At 72.2% G+C, this 21,447-nt stretch carries 18 protein-coding genes; 12 read left to right on the top strand and 6 right to left on the bottom strand.

The features are described 5' to 3' along the window. Positions 1-36: 36 nt before the first annotated feature. Complete coding sequence (locus OHN19_RS06020) at positions 37-1,533, bottom strand: oligosaccharide flippase family protein (protein ID WP_330263141.1); 1,497 nt, start codon at positions 1,531-1,533, stop codon at positions 37-39. Positions 1,534-1,540: 7 nt separating this feature from the next. Then, positions 1,541-2,545, bottom strand: a complete 1,005-nt coding sequence (locus tag OHN19_RS06015; protein ID WP_330263140.1) for a hypothetical protein — start codon at positions 2,543-2,545, stop codon at positions 1,541-1,543. Between the two features lie 143 nt (positions 2,546-2,688). Between OHN19_RS06015 and OHN19_RS06010 the strand changes: the two genes are divergently transcribed. The 5 genes from OHN19_RS06010 to OHN19_RS05990 all read left to right on the top strand — a co-directional run bounded on the left by OHN19_RS06010 (position 2,689) and on the right by OHN19_RS05990 (position 7,785). Continuing rightward, the gene (locus OHN19_RS06010) at positions 2,689-3,858 is read left to right on the top strand and encodes a right-handed parallel beta-helix repeat-containing protein (RefSeq protein WP_330294110.1); all 1,170 of its coding nucleotides are present in this window, start codon (positions 2,689-2,691) and stop codon (positions 3,856-3,858) included. A gap of 112 nt (positions 3,859-3,970) precedes the next feature. Continuing rightward, positions 3,971-5,035, top strand: coding sequence for a glycosyltransferase family 4 protein (locus tag OHN19_RS06005; RefSeq protein WP_330263138.1), 1,065 nt, complete (start codon positions 3,971-3,973; stop codon positions 5,033-5,035). Then, positions 5,032-6,144 carry a glycosyltransferase family 2 protein gene (locus OHN19_RS06000; RefSeq protein WP_330263137.1) on the top strand — a complete coding sequence of 371 codons (1,113 nt, stop codon included), beginning with the start codon at positions 5,032-5,034 and terminating at the stop codon, positions 6,142-6,144. The genes OHN19_RS06005 and OHN19_RS06000 overlap by 4 nt, the downstream gene beginning before the upstream one ends. Beyond that, the gene (locus tag OHN19_RS05995) at positions 6,131-6,820 is read left to right on the top strand and encodes a sugar transferase (protein WP_330263136.1); all 690 of its coding nucleotides are present in this window, start codon (positions 6,131-6,133) and stop codon (positions 6,818-6,820) included. The genes OHN19_RS06000 and OHN19_RS05995 overlap by 14 nt, the downstream gene beginning before the upstream one ends. Then, positions 6,820-7,785 carry an NAD-dependent epimerase/dehydratase family protein gene (locus OHN19_RS05990; RefSeq protein WP_330263135.1) on the top strand — a complete coding sequence of 322 codons (966 nt, stop codon included), beginning with the start codon at positions 6,820-6,822 and terminating at the stop codon, positions 7,783-7,785. Before OHN19_RS05995 ends, OHN19_RS05990 begins: the two co-directional genes overlap by 1 nt. On the opposite strand, the gene OHN19_RS05985 is transcribed toward OHN19_RS05990, so the two are convergent. Further along, entirely contained in the window at positions 7,748-8,713 is a 966-nt protein-coding gene (locus OHN19_RS05985; protein ID WP_330263134.1) for a class I SAM-dependent methyltransferase, read from the bottom strand. The two genes, OHN19_RS05990 and OHN19_RS05985, sit on opposite strands and share 38 nt — an antisense overlap. A 150-nt stretch (positions 8,714-8,863) precedes the next feature. Here OHN19_RS05985 and OHN19_RS05980 point away from each other — a divergent pair, with 150 nt between their 5' ends. The 4 genes from OHN19_RS05980 (at position 8,864) to OHN19_RS05965 (ending at position 14,550) form a co-directional block, all read left to right on the top strand. Further along, a complete protein-coding gene (locus tag OHN19_RS05980; RefSeq protein WP_330263133.1) occupies positions 8,864-10,129 on the top strand; it encodes a glycosyltransferase in 1,266 nt (421 codons plus the stop codon). 47 nt (positions 10,130-10,176) lie between these two features. Next, complete coding sequence (locus tag OHN19_RS05975) at positions 10,177-11,529, top strand: UDP-glucose/GDP-mannose dehydrogenase family protein (RefSeq protein WP_330263132.1); 1,353 nt, start codon at positions 10,177-10,179, stop codon at positions 11,527-11,529. Between the two features lie 205 nt (positions 11,530-11,734). After that, positions 11,735-12,754 (top strand): dTDP-glucose 4,6-dehydratase, encoded by a 1,020-nt coding sequence (locus tag OHN19_RS05970; RefSeq protein ID WP_330263131.1) that lies wholly within the window; start codon positions 11,735-11,737, stop codon positions 12,752-12,754. Further along, the gene (locus OHN19_RS05965; protein WP_330263130.1) at positions 12,751-14,550 is read left to right on the top strand and encodes a glycoside hydrolase family 15 protein; all 1,800 of its coding nucleotides are present in this window, start codon (positions 12,751-12,753) and stop codon (positions 14,548-14,550) included. The genes OHN19_RS05970 and OHN19_RS05965 overlap by 4 nt, the downstream gene beginning before the upstream one ends. Here the strand turns inward: OHN19_RS05965 and OHN19_RS05960 are convergent. The 3 genes from OHN19_RS05960 to OHN19_RS05950 form a co-directional block, all read right to left on the bottom strand. Next, complete coding sequence (locus tag OHN19_RS05960; RefSeq protein ID WP_330263129.1) at positions 14,540-15,325, bottom strand: GntR family transcriptional regulator; 786 nt, start codon at positions 15,323-15,325, stop codon at positions 14,540-14,542. The two genes, OHN19_RS05965 and OHN19_RS05960, sit on opposite strands and share 11 nt — an antisense overlap. Before the next feature lie 36 nt (positions 15,326-15,361). Further along, the gene (iolD, locus tag OHN19_RS05955; protein ID WP_330263128.1) at positions 15,362-17,236 is read right to left on the bottom strand and encodes a 3D-(3,5/4)-trihydroxycyclohexane-1,2-dione acylhydrolase (decyclizing); all 1,875 of its coding nucleotides are present in this window, start codon (positions 17,234-17,236) and stop codon (positions 15,362-15,364) included. A gap of 69 nt (positions 17,237-17,305) precedes the next feature. Beyond that, positions 17,306-18,160, bottom strand: coding sequence for a PfkB family carbohydrate kinase (locus OHN19_RS05950; protein WP_330263127.1), 855 nt, complete (start codon positions 18,158-18,160; stop codon positions 17,306-17,308). Between the two features lie 258 nt (positions 18,161-18,418). Here OHN19_RS05950 and OHN19_RS05945 point away from each other — a divergent pair, with 258 nt between their 5' ends. The 3 genes from OHN19_RS05945 to OHN19_RS05935 are packed head-to-tail and all read left to right on the top strand — an operon-like array spanning position 18,419 to position 21,446. Beyond that, positions 18,419-19,438 (top strand): sugar ABC transporter substrate-binding protein, encoded by a 1,020-nt coding sequence (locus OHN19_RS05945; RefSeq protein WP_330263126.1) that lies wholly within the window; start codon positions 18,419-18,421, stop codon positions 19,436-19,438. Then, positions 19,438-20,517 (top strand): ABC transporter permease, encoded by a 1,080-nt coding sequence (locus OHN19_RS05940; protein WP_330263125.1) that lies wholly within the window; start codon positions 19,438-19,440, stop codon positions 20,515-20,517. The genes OHN19_RS05945 and OHN19_RS05940 overlap by 1 nt, the downstream gene beginning before the upstream one ends. 8 nt (positions 20,518-20,525) lie before the next feature. Beyond that, positions 20,526-21,446: an ATP-binding cassette domain-containing protein gene (locus tag OHN19_RS05935; protein WP_330263124.1), complete on the top strand. Its 921-nt coding sequence runs from the start codon at positions 20,526-20,528 to the stop codon at positions 21,444-21,446. Position 21,447 lies beyond the last annotated feature (1 nt).

Genomic DNA, 21,447 nt, shown 5'->3' with positions numbered 1-21,447 from the left:
CGGTGCCCGGCACCGGGACCGGCACCGGGCAGTGTCTCAGCCGCTCTCCTCACTCCGGCTGCGGGACAGCGCCGCGCGCACCGAACTCGTGGCGAAGCCGCAGGTCCGCCGGACCAGTCGCCGGTCGGCCAGGGTCATGCCGACCGCGTAGAACACCGCGGAACAGCCGCCTCCGGCAAGCCCGGAGCCCAGCGTGCCGCCACCGCGCGCGGACACCGCCCAGCCCAGCGCGGCCGCGCCCGTCCCGACGAGGACGGGAGCGAGCAGCGGGCGGAACAGCCCGACCGGAATCCGGCGCCTGGTCGCCCGGCCGAGCACCAGTGCCTCGACGACTCCTGCCGCGCACCAGCCGAGGCCCACCGACGCCACACCGAGCGGCGCGATGAGCGGCAGGGTGACCGCGAACCAGGTCAGGGCCTGGAGGAGGCTCGCGCGCAGCACGGACCGCGCGTCGCCGAGCGCGTAGAGGTAGCCCTGGGTGGCCACCGAGACCGCCCCACCCACGGCAAGGCCCAGACAGGCCCCGGGCACGGCCGCGGCGGCGTCCCGCCACTGGGCCCCGAAGACGCCGGGCACCAGACCCGGTGCGGAACCGGCCAGTGTGGTCAGGACGAACCCCATGCCGACCGAGGTGATCTCGACGGCCTGCCGGACCAGCCGCGTCGCACGGTCCCGGTCGGACATCAGCCGGGACATCGTGGGGAACGAGACCCGCCACAGCGACTGAAGGATCAGATACGGCACCTCCATGAGCCGTTTGGCGAGTGCCCACAGGCCGAGCTGCGAGACTCCGCCGAGGGCGGCGACGGACACGTTGAGGAGCTGGTCGCGCAGCAGCCAGGTCGCGTTGACCGCCTGGAACCGCAGACCGAATCCGACGAGCGGTCGGATGAGCCGGAACGTCGGCCGGGGCCGCACCAGCCCGGCCGGGCACACGAACGCCATGACCACCGTCCCGGCCAGGGCCCGGACCACGGTCGCCGTGGCGAGCCCCCACACCCCGAACCCGGCGGCGACGGTGCCGATGGCCCACGCCTGGTAGCACAGCACCTGGGACATCTCCACGGCCACCAGCCGCCGGTACAGCAGGGCACGCTCCAGCAGGATGCGGCCCGGGAACTGCAGGGCGACGAACGGCATGGAGGCGACCATGACCGCGGTCACCGAGGCGATCCGCCCGAGCGGGACCGCCAGCGCGGCGGCGAGTCCCGTCATCGCCAGTGTCACGCCCAGTTGCAGCGCGCTCAGGGCGCCGAGTTCCTCGCTGCTCGGGGGTTCCGTCCGCCGGATGAGCCCGGCCCCGAGACCGCCGTCGGAGACCAGCCCGGCGAACAGCACGAAGGACATGCCGATGGCGACCACGCCGAAGTCGTGGGGGTCGAGCAGCCGGGCCACGACCACGTTCCCGGCGAACCCGAGCACGAGGATCACCAGACCGCGGCTGCTGACGACGAAGACCCCCGCCTTGGCGCGCCGCCTCAGCTCGCCGCCCGTGAGGGCCTCGTCCCCGCCGTGCGGCGCCCCGGCACCCATGCCGGCTTCAGCGGGCGGCTTGCCGTGCGCGCCGACGGGCCAGCCGGGTCCTGATGCCGAACCGGCCGAGCTGGTGGCGGACCTGGTCGTGGACGAGGGTCACCGCGTCGGCCCGACGCCGGTCGAGCGCGGCGGCCCGCCCCTCGCGCAGCCGGAGCGGCAGGCTCAGCGGGTCCAGCCGCAGGGCGACGTCGGGGGCCAGGAGCAGCCGGGTCATGAGCGTGGAGTAGTGCGTGTCCCGGGTCGCCCTGAGCCACGGTTTGGCCAGCACGTGGTGGAGCAGGAACGGCTCGGACCCGTCGCCGTACCGGCAGGTCAGACGGTCCCGGTCGGTCAGGGTCAGCCCCGGGAACGGTGGATGGGGGGCCAGTCGGTGGTCGAGGACGAGGAGCTCACCGGGTTCGAACCGGGCCGCGAGCACCGCGTTGAGCACGTCCTGGTCGGCGAAGTAGAACGGGTCGTCCAGCGTGGCGCTGCCGTATCTGCTGTGCGCGACACCGATCGTCTGCTGGCCCTTCGTCCACGGGGGCAGGAGGCGGTCGGTCAGGGTGTGCGGATAGGCGAGGAAACCCGCGTTCAAGTAGTGCTGGCGGCGTGGCGGGCCGAGGCCGAGGGTGGTCTCCCACTCGGGGTGGAAGCGGTGGCTGTTGGGCAGGCAGTCGACGAACGCCACGATCCGCCCCTGCCCGGCCGCCTCGGTGAGCTCGGTCAGCGGCCGGGTGACGATGATGTCCGCGTCGATGAGGACCGGCACCTCGGCGGGACGGCGCTGGGGGCCGTAGGGCGCGAGGAACACCGCGGGCATGTCGGGGGACGGCGGCTCCACGAGGATGACGTGGTCCTTCAGCTGCTCCCTCTGCTCGGGGGACAGGCCGATGTCCACGACGACCAGGGGCTCCTCGTGGCCCGTCAGCCGCAGGGAGTTGAGCAGCGCCACCAGCCCCGGGAAGAACCGCCGGTCGGCGACCGTGTAGAACGCGGTGCCCGGCAGCGGTGCTGGGGAGTCGTCCACGCTCCGATTCTATGGCGATATGAACCAACTGTCCTGTATGCCTAAAATCGAATGATCCCCAGGTGGTGTCCCGTCCTGTGGTCGATGCCACATGCCCTGCCAATCCGCTGTCTCCGTACGGAGATTCATCCTGAACCGGGCTTGTGCGCCGAGTTCCGGGAGTTCCTGTCCTCGGGTTGTCGGCATATGCTCCGGGGCCCGACGACTCCAGCCGTGCATTTCATCAGGAGGATTTTCCCGTGGGCGTCTTTTCCCGGTCCGGCTCGCTGTCCCGCAGATCGATGCTGGGATTGATGTCCCTTCCGCTTCTGGCCGCGAAGCCTCCGCATCCGTCCAAGGCCACCACGAGTACGGACGTCGTCCTCGTCTCGGATTACGCGACGCCACAGCTCGCGGCGAATGCCGCCGCCGGAAAGCGGCTGCGGTTTCCGGCCGGCCGTACGTATACCGTCAATGACCTTCTGATTCCGGCCGGTTGTTATGTCGAGGGCAACGGGGCGGTGCTCAGGACCGCCGACGCGTCCACCACGGACAGCAGTGACGACGGCATCCTTCGCGTGGGCGGGAGCGGCGTCACCGTCGACGGCCTGAAGTTCGACGGGAACATCCAGAACCAGGACGGCGTCTGGAACCAGCACCGTCACCAGGTCAGGGTGCACGGCAACTACAGCAACGTGCTGGTCACGGACTGCGACTTCACCAACATCATCGGCGACGGCGTGTACATCAACGTCGGCTCCGGCGGAAACACCGGGCACACCATCGAGGTCCGCAACTGCACGTTCACCGGGGCCAACAACAATCGCAACGGCGTCAGCGTCACCTCGGGAACGAATGTGCATGTGCACCACAACACGTTCACCGACATGGCCCGGCCCGATATGCCGGGCGCGATCGACGTCGAGCGGAACGCCATCACCGACGTGATCTCCGACATTCTGGTCGAGTACAACACGATCACGCGCGCGGCCCTTTCCGGCACCGGTTCCCGGTACGGAATTCTGGCGGCGATGTTCAACTGCGTCGGCACGAACATCGTGTTCCGCAACAACGACATCAGCGGTGCCGGACTCAGTGCCGCCTGCCTGATCATCGGCGACAACAGCGGAACGCTCAACACGAGCACGATCTCCGTCACGGCGAACGACATCCACGACGCCGGGGGCGCCGGGGTCGAGCTGAACTACGGCATCCGGCCCGACATCACCGACAACCGCTTCACGAATCTGTCCCCGGCGATCCTGAACTACTTCTCCTACCTCGGAGACACCTCGGGCAACACCTTCACCAATGTCGCCCGGCAGATCGCCTAGAGCGAACTGTCTCGTCCGGACCGCGAGCTTGTCGCCTGTCCCGTCGTGTGGTTAAGGTGTACGTATACACCGTAAATATACAGATTTGACCCGCTTTGAGGGGTGAGGATCTGTGGATCACGGCTCGGACTGCTTCGCGATCACCCCCTACGGCCGGGGCGCCGGAAGCTCGCGGGTCCGTGTCTTCGAGTGGCTCGACCGCATCGGCACGGACTTCGCCGTCGGCAGCTACCTCTCCCTGCCCGACGCCGCCCCCGCCCGCCTCGTACGGCACCCGCTGTCCCTGGCCCGGGCGGAGCTGCGGCTCGCCGACGTCGTACGCGCCCGGCCCCGGCGGCTGCTGCTGCACCGGGAGGCCTCCCCGCTCAGCCGCGGCTGGTGGGAGCGGCGGCTCCTGTCGAGCGCGGAGTTCGCCGTCTACGACTTCGACGACGCCCTGCAGTGGGACCGGGGCGAGGGCGGCCTCGTGCGCGGACTCGCTCCCAAGGCGGCCAAGGCCCGGGTGGCCGTGGCGCACGCGGACCGGGTCATCGCCGGCAACTCCGTGCTGGCCGAGTGGGCCCGCGAACGCCACCGTGACGTCGTGGTCATACCGAGCTGCGTGGCCCTGCGGGACTACGTGCCCAAGGGTTCCTACGCGCTGCACGACCCGCCGCGGCTCGGCTGGATCGGCTCCCCGCACAACGAGGCGTGTCTGCTGCTGATCTCCGAGGCGCTCCACGAGGTCCACCGGCGCACCGGCGCCCGGCTCACGCTCGTCGGCACCACCACGCCCACCCTCGGCGCTCTGGAGTCCCTCATCGACCGGATCGCCTGGAGCCCGGACAGTCAGCGGGAGGCGCTGTCTGCGATGGACATCGGACTGATGCCGCTGGCGCCCACCGCCTACAGCCTCGGCAAGTGCGGCTACAAACTCCTCCAGTACGCCGCGGCCGGCCTGCCCGCGGTCGCGACCCCGCTCGGCGTCAACTCCGAGCTGCTGTCCGAGCTGGGCATGCCCGCCGCCCTCGACCGGGACGAATGGACCGCCGCGATCCTCGGGCTCATCGACACGTCCGCGGACGGCCGGGCCCGCCTGGGCCGGGCCGCGCGGGAGACCTGCGGCCGAAGGTACTCGTACGACGCCTGGCTGCCGCGCTGGGCGGCGGCCCTGGAGCTCGGACCGGTGTCCCCGTGACCGCCGCCGAGCACCCCGTGCCGACCGCCGACATCGTGATCGTCAACTGGAACACCGGCCGGTACCTGGGCGACTGCCTGCGCTCGATCGCCGAGACGGACCGCTCGCGGCTGCGCGTGACGCGGATCGTCGTCGTCGACAACGCCTCCACCGACGACTCCCTTCACGGCCTGACCGCCGCCGGCATCCCGCTCGACGTGGTCCGCAACACGCGCAACCGCGGATTCGCCGCCGCCTGCAATCAGGGGGCGGCCCGGGGGAGCGGTGACTACGTGCTCTTCCTCAACCCCGACGCCCGGTTGTACCCCGACACCCTGCGGGCCGTCGGCCGGTTCCTGGGGACACCGGCCGCACACGGCTTCGGGATCGTCGGCGGGCTCATGGTGGACGAGCAGGGCCGTCCGCAGATCTCGTGCTCGCGCTTCCCCAGCCTGCGCATCTGGGTGGGCAAGATGACCGGCCTCGACCGGCTGGCCCCCGCCCTCTTCCCGCCCCACCACCTCCCCCCGTCGGACCTGGCCCGCTCGGGGCCGGTGGACCAGGTGATCGGAGCGTTCTTCCTGGTGCGCCGCCCCCTGTTCACCGAACTGAACGGCTTCGACGAGCGCTACTTCCTCTACCTGGAGGACGTCGACTTCGCGCTGCGGGCCCGCGAGGCCGGCTGGCCCTCGTACTACCTCCGACAGGCCCGGGTACAGCACGCCGAGAACGTGAGCTCCGCCCAACTCGGGCCCTGGCGCCACTACTTGATGCTGTGCAGCCGTGGCACCTACGCCGCCCTGCACTGGCCGAGGTCCCGGGCACGGCTGCTCACGGCACTGACCCTGTCCGTGGAGCCGGCCGCACGGCTGGCGTCCGCCGCTGCGCACGGCCGGTGGACGGAGCTGCGGACCACCGTGGCCGTCTACGGCCGGTACGTGCGCCGGCTCCGCACCGGCCAGGACGGCCCGCCCCCCTCCGCGCGGCCGATCACCGACCGCGACGAGGACGGCCCGACCGCCTCCGCGCGGCCGATCACCGACCGCGACGAGGACGGCCCGCCCGTCCGTACCCCGGCACCCGCCGACACGACCAGGAAACGAGGCGGTCCGTCCCATGCGCACCGTTGACGAGACTCCCCACGTCGTCCTGCCCGCGACCAGCCCGGCGCGGCTCCCGGCCTCGCGCCGGATCCTCGACGTCGTCGTCGCGCTGACCCTCCTGGTGGTCCTCGCGCCCCTGCTGGCCCTGCTCGCGCTGCTGGTCGCCGTGACGAGCGGCCGACCGGTCCTGTTCCGGCAGGCACGGACGGGGGAGGGCGGGCGGGAGTTCACCCTGTACAAGTTCCGCAGCATGCGCAGCGGCAGTGCGGGCCCCCAGGTCGCCGGGGGCGCCGACCCGAGAGTCACGGCCACCGGCCGGCTGCTGCGCCGACTCGGCCTCGACGAACTTCCGCAGCTCTGGAACGTCCTGCGCGGCGACATGACCCTGGTCGGCCCCCGCCCCGAGATCCCGGACCTCGCACGGCGCTACCCGCCGGAACACCAGTGGGTGTTCCGGTACCGACCGGGCCTCACCGGCCCCTGCCAGCTCCGCTCGCGCGCCTACGCCGCCCAACTGGACGGCCGCCCCGATCCCGAGGCGTACTACCTGCGGGTCCTGGTGCCCCGACGCACCGCCCTGGACGCGGAGTTCCTCGACCGGGCCTCCGTGCGGAACGTCCTGCGCTATGTCGCACGGACCGCCCTCTACGTGCTCCGCGTTCCGCGGGACGCGGACCGGGGGCGCCGAGGGGGCTGGTCCTGATGCGCGCCGTGGTGACGGGCGCGGCCGGGTTCATCGGCTCCCACCTGTGCGCACACCTGCTGTCCCACGGGGACGAGGTCGTCGGGGTCGACTCCTTCACGGATTTCTACGACCCCGCCCGCAAGCGGCTCAACCTCGACCGGCTGCTCGGCCGGGAGGGCTTCCGCTTCCGCCACGGCGACCTGCTCGACCTGCCCCTGCGGCCGCTCTTCGGCCACACCGACGCCGTCTACCACCTCGCGGGGCAGCCCGGCGTACGCGGCTCCTGGGGACCCGAGTTCGCCGTCTACCTGGAACGCAACGTCCTGGTCACCCAACGGGTCCTGGAAGCGGCCCGGGACACCCGGCTGCGCCGCCTGGTCTTCGCCTCCAGCTCGTCCGTGTACGGCGACGCGGAGGCCTACCCGACCCCGGAGACCGTGCGCCCCCGGCCGGTCTCCCCGTACGGCGTGACCAAGCTCGCCGCGGAGCAGCTGTGCGAGACCTACCGCTCCGTCTTCGGCGTCCCGGCGGCCTCGCTGCGGCTCTTCAGCGTCTACGGCCCCGGACAGCGGCCCGACATGGCCTTCGCCCGCCTGATCGAGGCCGCCCGCAGCCACCGCCCCTTCCCGCTGTACGGCGACGGCGGCCAGAGCCGCGACTTCACCTACGTCGGGGACGTGGTCGCCGCGATGCGTGCGGCCGCGCTCTCCTCCTGGTCCGGGGTCGCCAACCTGGGCGGCGGCAGCGAGGTGACCCTGCGTCAGGTCATAGACCTGCTCGGCGGGTTGGCCGCTCCGGTGCGCCTGGTACCGGGCCCCGCCCGCCCGGGCGACGCCCGCCGCACCGCCGCCGACATCACCCTGGCCCGCGACGCCTTCGCCTACCGCCCGGCCACGGACCTCCGCACCGGCCTCACGGCGATGCTGCGCGCGCGGCCGCCGGAGGTCACGACGGCACCTGCGCCCCCCGGTAGTAGGCGATGATCTCCTCCGGCGTCATCTCCCGGTCCCGACGGCGCCCCAGGAAGTACAGCGCCGACGCGTCGTCCTGGGCGAAGTCCGGCGGCACGAGGTGGTCGAGGCCGCGCAGCCAGAAGAGGGCCGCCCGGGTCGCGCGCCCCGCGAGGGCGGTGCGGGTCAGCCCCCGCACCAGGTGGTCGACGCTCCACAGCAGCTGGGTGCCGGGGCCGGCGACGGGACCGGCGGCCAGTTCCTCGAACCGCCGGAAGAGGTAGCGGTGGCCGCTCGCGGTGAAGCGCGTGAAGTCGTGGGCACCCGCGTGGACCTGTTGCAGGAACGGGGTCTCGGCATAGACCAGCCCGTCGTCCTTCAGCACCCGGTGGATCTCGGCGACCACCTGCGCGGGGTCCAGCACATGCTCCAGCACGGCCTGTACCAGCACCGCGTCGACACAGGACGCACGCAGCGGGATGCGGTGGGCGTCGGCGACGAACTGGGTCGCCGGGCTCGTGACGATGTCGAACCCGATCACCCGCACGCGTTCGTCCCGGTAGATCGCCTCCACCCCGTTCCCGACCGTCGCCCCGCCCACCACGAGGAGCGTCGGCGCCGGACCCGGCAGGGCACGCAGCAGCAGGTCGATGTTGTGGGCGGCGGCCCGGTTGGGCGGCTTGGCGATGCGCCGCAGCGGCGTGGGCAGCGCGTCGGCTCCCCGGTGCACGTGCGCGGGGGACGCGAGGGCGGCGACCGCCTCCCGGCGGACCACGCTGTGCTCGAAGTCCACGAGCACGGGCCGGCCCGCCGCGTCGGGGAACGCCGGGGACGCGTGATACGCGCAGTCCGGCGCCGCGCACCGCAGCCCACCGGTGCCCGCCGCGTCGCTCTCCAGCTCCGCACGGCAGCGCGGGCACACCAACAGCGGCCTGATCACGTCCAGTTCGGCCAGGACCATGCGTGCTCCTCGGTCCCCCGGGATCCCACGACGGCCCGTTCCTCCGACGGGCACGTCATCTGACATCCTCGCCCGGATTGACCCGGATCGCCCGGTGGGAGAAGATGTACGTATACACCGTAAATATACGGTTTCTGGCGGTGATGGATGATGCGGCACGGGACGCTCGTCCCCGGCTCGGGACGTCGGATCGGCGACGCCGACTGGCCGGGCACGCCCCCGCAGGTCGCCTCGGCGGCCGAGCTGCCGCCCCCGCCGACGGTCTCCCGCATCAAGGTCCTCCACGTCATCACCCGCCTCGAGGCCGGGGCCGGCGGCAACACCCTGCTGTCGGCCCTCGGCATGGACCCCGCCCGCTACGAGGTCTGGATCGCCGGAGTTCCCGGGGGCGAGCTCTGGGACCGGGCCCGGGCCGGCGGGGTGCGCACGGTCGAGATCCCCGGCTTCCGGCACACGCTGACCCCCGTGGACCTGGTGGTGCTGTGGCGGCTGACGCGCCTGGTCAGGGACGAGCGGTTCACCGTCGTGCACACCCACTCCGCCAAGGGCGGCTTCCTCGGCCGCCTCGCGGCCCGGCTGTGCCACACACCGGTGGTCGTGCACACCTTCCACGGGGTGAGCTTCCACCCGTACCAGTCCCGCTCCCGACGGCTGCTCTACCGCCGCCTGGAACGCGTCACGCGGCGCTTCACCCACCGCTTCCTCGCCGTCGCGCCCCGCGTGGCCGAACAGGCGGTCGAGGAGCGCCTCGCCCCACCGGGGGCGGTCCGTGTCGTGCCGTCCGCGGTCGAACTGGCCCACATTCCCGAACGGTTCGATCCGGTCGCCCGACGCGTGCTCGGGGCGCCGCAAGCGACACCCCTCGTCGGCACCGTGGGCCGGCTCGACCGTCAGAAGGCCCCTCTGGACTTCGTCCGCATGGCGGCCGCACTGCGCGCCGAGCGCCCGGACACCGCCTTCGTGATGATCGGCGACGGGCCGCTGGAAGGGGCGGTCAGGCGGCTGGCCGCGGAGCTGGGCGTCGAGCTGACCCTCACCGGGCACCGGACGGACGCCGCCTGGCTGGTGGCCGGGCTGGACGTCTTCGTGATCACGTCCCTCTACGAGGGTCTCGGCCGGGCGCTCACCGAGGCCCTCGCGACCGCCCGCCCGGTGGTCGCCACGGCCGTGAACGGCGTACCGGACCTGGTGGAGCACGGTGCCACCGGGCTGCTCGTCCCGCCGGCCGACCCGGAGCGGGCGGCGCGGGCCGTCCGCTGGCTGTTCGACCACCCGCGGCAGGCCGCCGACATGGGCCGTCAGGGCCGCCGCCGGGCCCGCCGGGGCTTCACCCCCGAGGCCATGTGCGCCGGTATCGACGCCTGCTACCGCGAGCTCCTCGGCCTCCCGCCGCCCGGTCCGGCCCCCGGCCCCTGATCCGGCCACCGCCCCCGCCCCTCGCGCCGCCCCCCCGGGAGATCGACATGCGCCTCACCGTCATCGGCACCGGATACGTAGGAGCCGTGCACGCCGCCTGCATGGCGGACATCGGGCACGAGGTCCTCGGCGTCGACGTCGACCCGGAGCGGGTCGCGGCGCTCACCTGCGGCCGACCGCCGTTCTTCGAGCCCGGGCTCGCCGGGATGCTCAAACGCGCCGTGGACCGGGGCCGGCTGCGGTTCACCACCTCGACAGCCGAAGCCGCCCGGTTCGCCGCCACCCACTTCGTCTGCGTCGGCACACCGCCCCTGCCCGGGTCGGGCGCCGCCGACCTGCGGTACGTCGAGGGCGCCGTGGACGAGCTGACCGCGTGCCTCTCCGGGAACCGGCTCGACGGTCGGGAGGGGCGGGTGCTCGTCGTCGGCAAGTCCACCGTGCCGGTCGGGACGGCACAGCGCCTGGCGGAACGGCTCGGCACCGTCGCCGACGTCGCCTGGAACCCGGAGTTCCTGCGCGAGGGCCGCGCCGTCCAGGACGCCCTGCGGCCGGAGCGCATCGTGGCGGGCGTCCCCACCGCGTACGCCGAGGAGCGGCTGCGGGAGGTCTACGCGCCCTTGACCCGGCTGGGCGTGCCCTTCATCGCCACCGACCTGGCCACCGCCGAACTGGTCAAGCTCGCCTCCAACTCCTTCCTCGCCACCAAGGTGTCCTTCATCAACGCCATGGCGGAGATCTGCGACGCCACCGGCGCGGACGTGCTGACGCTGGCCGGGGCGATGGGGGTCGACCCCCGTATCGGGCCGGGCTTCCTCGTGCCCGGTCTGGGGTTCGGCGGCAGCTGCCTGCCCAAGGACATCCGGGCCTTCGTCGACTGCGCCGAGGAACTGGGGCTCGGGGCGTCGGTGGCCTTCCTGCGCGAGGTCGACGCCATCAACACACGGCAGCGGCTTCGGACGGTCGAGCTCGCGGAGCGCCTGGCCGGCGGGTCCTTGGCGGGGCGCCGGGTCGCCGTCCTCGGGGCCGCCTTCAAACCCGGCAGCGACGACGTCCGGGACTCGCCCGCGCTGGCCGTCGCCGAGGCCGTACGCCGGCGGGGCGCCCGGGTGTGCGTCCACGACCCCGAGGCGGCCGACCACGCGCGTGCCGCCCATCCGGCGCTCCCGTTCGCACCGGACGTGACCAAGACGTGCGACCAGGCGGACGTGGTGCTGCACCTCACCGACTGGCCCCAGTACCGGGACCTCGACCCCGCGGTGCTGGCCTCGGTCGTGCGCACCCCGGTGATCATCGACGCCCGCCACACCCTCGACCCCCAGGCCTGGCACGCAGCGGGCTGGACCCTGCACGCCCCCGGCCGCCCCCGACTGCCCGACACGAACAAGGCGGAAGCACCATGAACGCGGCCCGACGAGCCCCGAACCAACCCCACGCCATCCGCGCAGCCGACCGGGCCCGGGGCCTGCGGGGTGGGGTGTGTTGTGGCGGCGGGCGGGCCCGCGGCCTGTCGGGCGGAGTGTGTCGTGGCAACGGGCGGGCCCGCGGTCTGCGAGGACGGGCGTGCCAGCCGGGGTGCCGGTGTGGCAGCAAGGTTCTGGCCCCGTCATGACCGTTACCCGGATCCTGGTCACCGGCGGAGCCGGGTTCGTCGGCTCGCACTACGTCCGTGCGCTGCTCGGGCCGGGCGGGCCGTCGGACGTGGCGGTGACCGTCCTGGACGCGCTCACGCACGCCGGCGATCCGGCCGACCTCGACGACCTGCGCGGTACGGACCACTTCGCCTTCGTCCGGGGCGACATCTGCGACCTCGACCTCGTCGACGAACTGCTCACCGCACACGACCAGGTCGTGCACTTCGCCGCCGAGACCCACGTCGACCGGCCCGGCCGGGAGGCCGAGGCCTGTGTCCGCACCGACGTGCTCGGCACCCAGACCCTCGTCGACGCCGCCCTGCGGCACGCGCCGAAGCGGTTCGTGCACATCTCCTCCGACGAGGTGTACGGCTCGATCCGCGCCGGATCCTGGTCGGAGACCGCCCCGCTGCGGCCCAACTCCCCCCGCGCCGCCGCCAAGGCCGCGTCCGACCTGATCGCGCTGGCCTGGCACCGCACCCACGGCCTCGACGTCCGCGTCGCCCGCGGCTCCACGACCTACGGCCCCCGGCAGTTCCCCGAGCGGCTCGTCCCCCGGTTCATCTGCCTGCTGCTCGAGGGCAGACCAGTGCTCCTGCACGGCGGCGGACAGGACGTCCGTGACTGGCTCCACGTCGACGACCACGTCCGCGCTATCGAACTCGTCCGCACCCTCGGCCGCCCCGGCGAGGTCTACAACATCGGCGGCGGCCACGAACGATCCGTACGCGACCTGACCGCACTGCTGCTGAATGCGTGCGGCGCCGACTGGAGGAGGGTCGGATTCGTGGCCGACCACACGGTCCACGACCGCCGCTACTCGGTCGACTGCACCAAGATCCATGACGAGCTCGGCTTCGATCCGCGCAAGGACCTCTCCACCGGTCTCGCGGAGACCGTCGAGTGGTACCGGACCCACCGGTCCTGGTGGGAGCCGCTGCTGCGCAGGGCCGAACGGGGGGAGGGGAGGGGAAGGGTTCGTCTGAGGTCATGAGCGCACCCATCGAGGACTACGCCCTCGTCGGCGACCAGGAGACCGCCGCCATGGTCGGCAGGGACGGCTCCGTCGACTGGCTGTGTCTGCCCCGTTTCGACTCCCCGGCCTGTCTGGCCGCCCTGCTGGGCACCGAGGACAACGGCTTCTGGCGGGTCGCACCGGTGGGCGGCGGCCGCTGCACACGCCGTGCGTACCGGCCCGGCACGCTGGTCCTGGACTCCCTGTGGGACACACCGGGCGGCCAGGCGCGGGTCACCGACTTCATGCCGCCCCGCACCCGGCTGCCGAGCCTGGTGCGGGTGGTCGAGGGCCTGTCGGGCACCGTGACCGTGCGCAGCGCGCTGCGCCTGCGGTTCCACCAGGGTCGGGTCGTGCCGTGGGTGCGGGACCTCGGCCACTGCACCGTCGCGGTCGCCGGGCCGGACGCCGTCTGGCTCGGCGCGGACGGACCGGTCCGGGCGGTCCCCGGCGCGGACACCGTCGACTGGGACGTCACCCTGCCGGCCGGCCACCGGCTGGCGCTGACGCTGGTCTGGGCCCCCTCGCACCGGCCCGAGCCGCCCGCGCCGCTGCCCGTCCCCGTGGAGACCGTGCTCAAGGAGACCGTCGACCACTGGCATCGCTGGGTCGCCCGCTGCCGCTACCAGGGCCCGTGGCGGGACGCCGTGGTGCGGTCCCTCGTCACCCTCAAGGCACTCACCTACGCGCCCACCGGCGGCATCGTCGCGGCCGCGACCACCTCGCTGCCCGGCAGCATCGGCGGGGAGCGCAACTGGGACCACCGGTTCTGCTGGCTGCGCGACTCCACCCTCGCCCTGTCCTGCCTCCTGCGCTGCGGATACCGCGACGAGGCCAGGGCCTGGCTGGACTGGCTGGTGCGGGCCGTCGCGGGCGACCCCGCCGACCTCCAGACCGTCTACGGCGTCGGCGGCCAGCGGCTCCTGGCCGAGACGGAGGCCCCCTGGCTGCCCGGCTACGCCGGCTCGCGCCCCGTCCGGTTCGGCAACTCCACGGCACACCAGTCCCAACTCGACGTCTACGGCGAGGTCCTCGACACACTGTGGCTGTCCCTGCGGGCGGGTGTCCCGATACCCGGCCATGTGTGGACCCTCGTCGAGGCGTTCATGGAGCATCTGCGACGGCACTGGCGCGAGCCGGACCACGGCCTGTGGCAGATGCCCGGCCCCGGGCGGCGGTTCGTGCACTCCAAGGTCATGGCGTGGGTGGCCGCCGACCGGGCCCTGCGCATGGGGGAGGCGCTGGGCAGGAACGACTCCGCGGCCCGCTGGCGGACGCTGCGCGACGACGTCCACCGAGAGGTCTGCCGGGAGGGCTGGGACCCCGGGCGGCGGTCCTTCGTGCAGTGCTACGGCTCGTCGGCGCTCGACGCGTCGGCGTTGCTGATCCCACGGCTCGGCTTCCTGCCCGCCACCGACGGGCGGGTGCGCGACACCGTCCGCGCGATGCGGAGCCTGGAGCACGGCGGGTTCCTGCGCCGCTACGGCGAGGGCCGCACCGGGGAGGGCGGGCAGGACCTCGACGGCCTGAGCGGCACCGAGGGCACCTTCGTCGCGTGCTCCCTCTGGTACGCCGACGCGCTCGCCGCCACCGGGCAGCCGGAGCGCGCCCGGGAGCTGTTCGAACGGGTCCTGGCGGTACGCAACGACGTCGGCCTGCTGGCGGAGCAGTGGGACCCGGACGCCGGACGGCAGCTGGGCAACACCCCGCAGGCGTCCAGCCACATCGCGCTCGTCGAGACGGCCTTCGCCCTCACGTCGGCGCTCAGGGCCTGACCAGCAGCTGGAAGTCGAACGCGTACCGCGAGGCCCGGTAGATGTGGGTGCCGTACTCGACCGCGCGGCCGGTGTCGTCGTAGGCCGTGCGCTGCATGGTCAGGACTGCCGTGCCCTCCTGTTCGTCGAGGCAGGCGGCCTCCTCCGGGGTGGCGCGGCGGGCGCCGATGGTCTGGCGGGCGCTGTGCAGGGTGATGCCGGCGGTGCGGAGCATGCGGTAGAGGCCGGTGCTCTCGAGGCGGTCGCTGTCCAGCGGGAGCAGCCCGGCGGGGAGGTAGTTGCACAGCAGTGCCACCGGCTGGCCGTGGGTCAGGCGCAGCCGCTCCAGCAGCATCACCTCGCTGCCCTCCGGCAGGGACAGCGCGGCGCCCACGTCGGCGGACGCCGGCACCGTCTCGTTGCGGACCACCCGCGTGGCCGGACCCTGCCCGGCCGCCTCCAGGTCGTCGTAGAGGCTGCTGAGCTCCAGGGGGCGCTTGACCTGGCTGTGCACCACCTGCGTGCCCACCCCGCGCCGGCGGACCAGCAGGCCCTTCTCCACCAGGGTCTGGATGGCCTGGCGGACGGTCGGGCGGGACAGGCCGAGGCGGATCGAGAGGTCGATCTCGTTGCCCAGGAGGTTGCCCGGGGCGAGTACGCCGTGCTCGATCGCCTCCTCCAGCTGCCGGGCGAGCTGGTAGTACAGCGGCACCGGACTGCCCCGGTCCAGGGCGAAGTCCAGGCAGTCGAGCGCGGGCGCGGTCGCGGCCCGTGAGGTGTCGCGGAGCTTCGCCATGGGGGGTACCTCCCTCGGAGGGGCAGGGGCGGGTGGTCAGAGGTGGGTGCGGCGGGCGGCCGTCCGGCGGTCGTACTCCGTCCGCGCCGCCACCGCGGCCTCGCGCGAGGCCGTCTGAGCCACTGGCACGTCCCACCAGGCCTCCGTCGGGGGAGCGGCCGGGTTCGCGGGGTCCGTCTCGACGTAGACGCAGGTCGGGCGGTCCGAGGCGCGGGCCGCGGCCAGGGCCTCGCGCAGCTCCCGTACGGTCTTGGCGCGCAGCACGTCCATGCCGAGGCTCGCCGCGTTGGCCGCCAGGTCGACCGGGAGCGGGGCCCCGCTGAAGGTGCCGTCCGCGGTCCGGTAGCGGTAGGCCGTGCCGAAGCGCTCGCCGCCCACGGTCTCGGAGAGGCCGCCGATGGAGGCGTACCCGTGGTTCTGGATGAGGACCAGGTTGATCGGCAGGCCCTCCTGGACGGCGGTGACCAGCTCGGTCGGCATCATCAGGTAGGTGCCGTCGCCGACCAGCGCCCACACCGGCGTGTCCGGGGTGGCCTGCTGGACGCCGATGGCCGCCGGGATCTCGTAGCCCATGCAGGAGTAGCCGTACTCCAGGTGGTACTGGCGCGCGCTGCGGGCCCGCCACAGCTTGTGCAGGTCGCCGGGGAGCGAACCGGCCGCGTTGATCACCACGTCCTCGTCGCCGACGACCGCGTCCAGCGCGCCGAGCAGCTGGGTCTGGGTCGGTACGGCGTTCTCGTCGGCGGCCTCGAAGGCCCGCGCCACGACCTGCTCCCAGCGCTGCTTGCCGGTGCCGTACTCGGCCTCGTAGGACGCCTCCACCCGGTGGCCGGCCAGTGCCGACGCCAGTGCCTCCAGACCTGCCCGCGCATCGCACACGACCGTCCGCGCGGCCAGCTTGTGGGCGTCGAAGGCGGTGATGTTGAGGTTGAGGAAGCGCACGCCCGGGTTCTGGAAGAGGGTGCCGGAGGCGGTGGTGAAGTCGGAGTACCGGGTGCCGACGCCGATGACCAGGTCCGCGCTGCGCGCGAGGTCGTCGGCGACGGCTGTGCCGGTGTGGCCGATGCCGCCCAGGTCGGCGGGGTGGCCGTGGCGCAGCGAGCCCTTGCCCGCCTGGGTGGACGTGACGGGGATGCCGGTGGCGTCCACGAGGGCCTTCAGGGCCTCCTCGGCCTCGCTGTGGTGGACCCCGCCGCCCGCCACGATCACCGGTCGGTGGGCCGCGCGGATCGCCCGCACCGCCTCCGCCAGCTCCACCGGGTCGGGCGCGGGACGCCGTACCCGCCACACCCGCTCGGCGAAGAACTCCTCGGGCCAGTCGTACGCCTCCGCCTGCACGTCCTGGGGGAGGGCGAGGGTGACCGCGCCGGTCTCGGCCGGGTCCGACAGGACGCGCATGGCCTGGAGGGCGGACGGGATGAGGGCCTCGGGGCGGTGGATGCGGTCGAAGAAGCGGGACACCGGGCGCAGGGTGTCGTTCACCGACACGTCCGCCTCGGTGGGGTGCTCCAGCTGCTGGAGCAGCGGGTCGGCGGGGCGGGTGGCGAAGTAGTCGCCCGGCAGGAGCAGCACCGGGAGGCGGTTGATGGTGGCCAGGGCGGCGCCGGTGACCAGGTTCGTGGCGCCCGGGCCGATCGAGGTGGTGACCGCCTGGGCGGACAGCCGGTTCAGCTGGCGGGCGTGGCCGACGGCCGCGTGGACCATGGCCTGCTCGTTGCGGCCCTGGTGGAACGGCATCGCGTCCTCGCCCGCCTCCAGGAGGGCCTGGCCGACGCCCGCCACGTTGCCGTGGCCGAAGATGCCCCAGGTCCCGGCGATCAGCCGGTGCCGTACGCCGTCCCGCTCCGTGTACTGGACGGACAGGAACCGCACCAGGGCTTGGGCGACGGTCAGGCGGGTGGTGGTGCTCATCAGGACTTCTCCGGTGCGGTGTGGTGGCGAGGAGGTGTGGGTGTCAGTTCTGGAGCCAGGCTCGGTCCGTCACGGTGAGACGCCGTCCAGGAGGGCGCCGGCCTCGGTGCCGGCGTACCGGACGGTCCGCTCCAGGTCCCAGCCGGACAGCAGTCCGTGGCAGAGCGCGCCGCCGAAGGCGTCGCCCGCGCCGGGGCCGTCGACCCCGTCCACCGGGACGGGCGGGGCCTCGGCCGTGGTGCCGTCTCGGTGCACGGCGAGCACGCCCTTCGGACCCTGCTTCACCACGGCCAGTTCCACGCCCGCGGCCAGCAGGGCCTCGGCGCAGGCCCGCGGTTCGCGCCCGCCGGTGGCGATCTCGCACTCGTCGACGGTGCCGACCGCCACGGTCGCGTGACGCAGGGCCTCCGCGTAGTACGGACGGGCTTCCTGCGCGGCGTCCTGTGCCGTGCCGTTCCACAGCGCCGGCCGCCAGTCGAGGTCGAAGACCGTGGTGCTCGTCCGGTCGCGGCACTTCAGGGCGGCGAGTGTGGCGGAGCGGCTCGGCTCCGCGCTCAGCCCGGTCCCGGTGATCCAGAAGATCCGGGCCGCGCGGATGGCGAAGCAGTCGAGCTCGTAGGCGGCCGCACGGGAGGTGACCGGGGCGGATCCGGATTCGTGGGCCGTGACCCAGCGGCCGTCGACGCCGGACTCCGTGAGGGTCTGGTGGAGATACGTGCCGAAGGCGTCGGTCCCGGTGCGGGCGATGACCGCGGCGGACCGGCCGAGCCGGGCTGCGGCCACCGCGACATCGGCGGCCGAGCCCCCGAGAACATGCCCCGAGGACCGGGCCCTCGCGGTCCCGGGCCCCGACTGCTGCGGGTGGAGATCAACTCCGATACGGCCCATACTGATCACGTCGAACTGCTGCACTGGCTCGACCATGCGCGACGCTCCTCGATCCGGGCTGGGGACGCGGGGCCCTTCGGGCCCGTTGCCCCCCAGGTGTAGGACTCGAAGGGCGACGCTGTCAATAGTTTGTACTTACATTCGGACCTGTTCGTGAAATGATGTCTTAACAAAGTATTGACAGCGGCCGCGCCAGGGGAGTTGGATCGCGTCCCAACGCAAGTTGGCGCGTTTTCACAGATCCCGCCCCCTTTCCCGACGTTCTCCCCGTCGCACAGTGAGGTGCAAGGAAAGATGGACCGCTCTTCTCTCTCCCGTTCGCGGAGATTCGCTCCCGTCGTGGCCCTCGCCGCGGCCGCGGCCCTGACGCTCGCCGGCTGTTCCAGCAGCTCGGGCGGCAAGAAGTCCGAGGAGAGCGCGGACGGCGCCTCCGCGGGCAAGGCCACCACGCCCCGGATGACCATCGCGCTGGTCACCCACCAGTCTCCCGGCGACACCTTCTGGGACATCGTCCGCAAGGGCGCCCAGGCCGCCGCCGACAAGGACAACGTCAAGCTGGTGTACTCGGCCGACCCGAGCGCCGCCGCCCAGGCCAACCTGGTCCAGAACGCCATCGACCAGAAGGTCGACGGCATCGCGATCACCCTCGCCAAGCCCGACGCCCTCAAGGACGTCGTCTCCAAGGCCAAGGCGGCGGGCATACCCGTCGTCGGCCTCAACTCCGGTGTCAGCGAGTGGCAGAAGCTCGGCCTGATGGAGTTCTTCGGCCAGGACGAGACCGTCGCCGGTGAGGCGCTCGGCAAGCGGCTGAACGACGAGGGCGCCAAGAACGCCGTCTGTGTCATCCAGGAGCAGGGCAACATCGGCCTGACCCAGCGCTGCGACGGTGTGAAGAAGACCTTCACCGGCAAGCTCCAGACGCTGAACGTCAACGGCACCGACATGCCGTCCGTGAAGTCGACGATCACCGCCAAGCTCTCCCAGGACAAGTCCATCGACTACGTCGTCGCCCTCGGCGCGCCCTTCGCGCTGACCGCGGTGCAGTCGGTGTCCGACGCGGGCAGCAAGGCCAAGATCGCCACCTTCGACCTCAACAAGGACCTGACGGGCGCCATCAGCAAGGGCACCATCCAGTTCGCCGTCGACCAGCAGCCCTACCTCCAGGGCTACCTGGCGATCGACTCGCTGTGGCTCTACAAGAACAACGGCAACTACATGGGCGGCGGCGAGCAGCCGGTGCTCACCGGCCCGGCCTTCGTGGACAAGTCCAACGTCGAGACCGTGGCCAAGTTCGCCGCGAAGGGCACCAGGTGATGGGGATGACCCAGCACGCCGAGCCGGCGGTGACCACACCGCCGGCCCCCGGCCCCGGCAAGGTCAAGGACGGGCGGACCGCTGAACGCCCGCTCGCCATACGTCTGTTGGCCCGTCCCGACGTCGGGGTCTTCCTCGGCGCGGTGGCGGTGTGGGTGTTCTTCCTGATCGCCGCCCCGCCCGTGCGCGAGGGCAGCTCGATGGCGACGATCCTGTACCAGTCGTCGACGATCGGGATCATGGCCCTGCCGGTCGCCCTGCTGATGATCGGCGGCGAGTTCGACCTGTCGTCGGGCGTCGCGGTGATCACCTCGGCACTGACCGCGTCGATGTTCGCCTTCCAGCTGACCCTGAACGTGTGGGCGGGCGTGTTCGTGGCCCTCCTGGTGTCGCTGGCGATCGGGTTCCTCAACGGCTGGCTGGTCGTCAAGACCGGTCTGCCCAGCTTCCTGATCACCCTGGGCACCTTCCTCATCCTCCAGGGCGCCAACCTCGCCGTGACCAAGCTCGTCACGGACAACGTCGCCACCGACGACATCAGCAACATGGACGGCTTCGACCAGGCGAGGAAGGTGTTCGCGAACTCCTTCACCGTCGGCGGCGTACAGATCAAGATCACTATCGTGTACTGGCTGGTCTTCGCCGCCCTGGCGACCTGGGTGCTGCTGCGCACCAAGTACGGCAACTGGATCTTCGCCGTCGGCGGCAACAAGGACTCCGCGCGAGCCGTCGGTGTGCCGGTGACGTTCACGAAGATCTCGCTGTTCATGCTGGTCGGCTTCGGCGCCTGGTTCGTCGGCATGCACAACCTGTTCTCCTTCAACACCGTCCAGTCCGGCGAGGGCGTCGGCCAGGAGCTGATCTACATCTCGGCCGCGGTGATCGGCGGATGTCTGCTGACCGGTGGTGCCGGTTCGGCGATCGGCCCGGTGTTCGGGGCGTTCATGTTCGGCATGGTCCAGCAGGGCATCGTCTTCGCGAACTGGAACCCGGACTGGTTCAAGGCCTTCCTCGGCGTGATGCTGCTCGGCGCCGTCCTGATCAATCTGTGGGTCAGCCGCGCGGCGACCCGGAGGTGACCCACCCCATGACCAACAGCAACGAAGAAGCCGGCACCCACGGCGCCATCCTCGCCGACACCCCCGACACCGCCCTCGGTACCGACGGAGTGATCGTCGAGCTGCGCAACGCGGGCAAGTCGTACGGCAACATCCGGGCCCTGCACGGGGTCAGCCTCCAGGTCCGGCCCAGCCAGGTCACCTGTGTGCTCGGGGACAACGGCGCCGGCAAGTCCACCCTCATCAAGATCATTTCCGGGCTGCACCAGCACACCGAGGGCGAGTTCCTCGTCGACGGACAGCCCGTACGCTTCTCCACCCCGCGCGAGGCCCTCGACAAGGGCATCGCCACCGTCTACCAGGACCTCGCCGTCGTTCCCCTGATGCCGGTGTGGCGCAACTTCTTCCTGGGCTCCGAGATGACCAAGGGGCCCTGGCCGATCCGCCGCCTGGACATCGAGGCGATGAAGAAGACCGCCGACGAGGAACTGCGCAACATGGGCATCATCCTCGACGACCTCGAGCAGCCCATCGGCACCCTGTCCGGCGGCCAGCGCCAGTGCGTCGCGATCGCCCGCGCCGTCTACTTCGGCGCGCGTGTGCTGATCCTCGACGAGCCCACCGCCGCGCTCGGCGTCAAGCAGTCCGGCGTGGTCCTCAAGTACGTGGCCGCCGCCCGCGACCGCGGACTGGGCGTCATCTTCATCACCCACAACCCGCACCACGCCTACATGGTCGGCGACCACTTCAGTGTGCTGCGCCTGGGCACCATGGAACTCTCCGCCGCCCGCGACCAGATCACCCTGGAAGAACTCACCAACCACATGGCGGGCGGTGCCGAACTCGCCGCGCTCAAGCACGAGTTGTCCCAGGTCCGAGGCGTCGACACCGAAGCCCTCCCGGAAGAGGAAGACCTCACCGTGGCGGCCGGTGGCGAGGGGAAGTCCTGAG

Origin of the sequence: Streptomyces griseorubiginosus (assembly GCF_036345115.1) — a bacterium.
Classification (GTDB): Bacteria; Actinomycetota; Actinomycetes; order Streptomycetales; family Streptomycetaceae; genus Streptomyces; species Streptomyces griseorubiginosus_C.
This window is presented reverse-complemented; position numbering and strand designations above follow the sequence as displayed.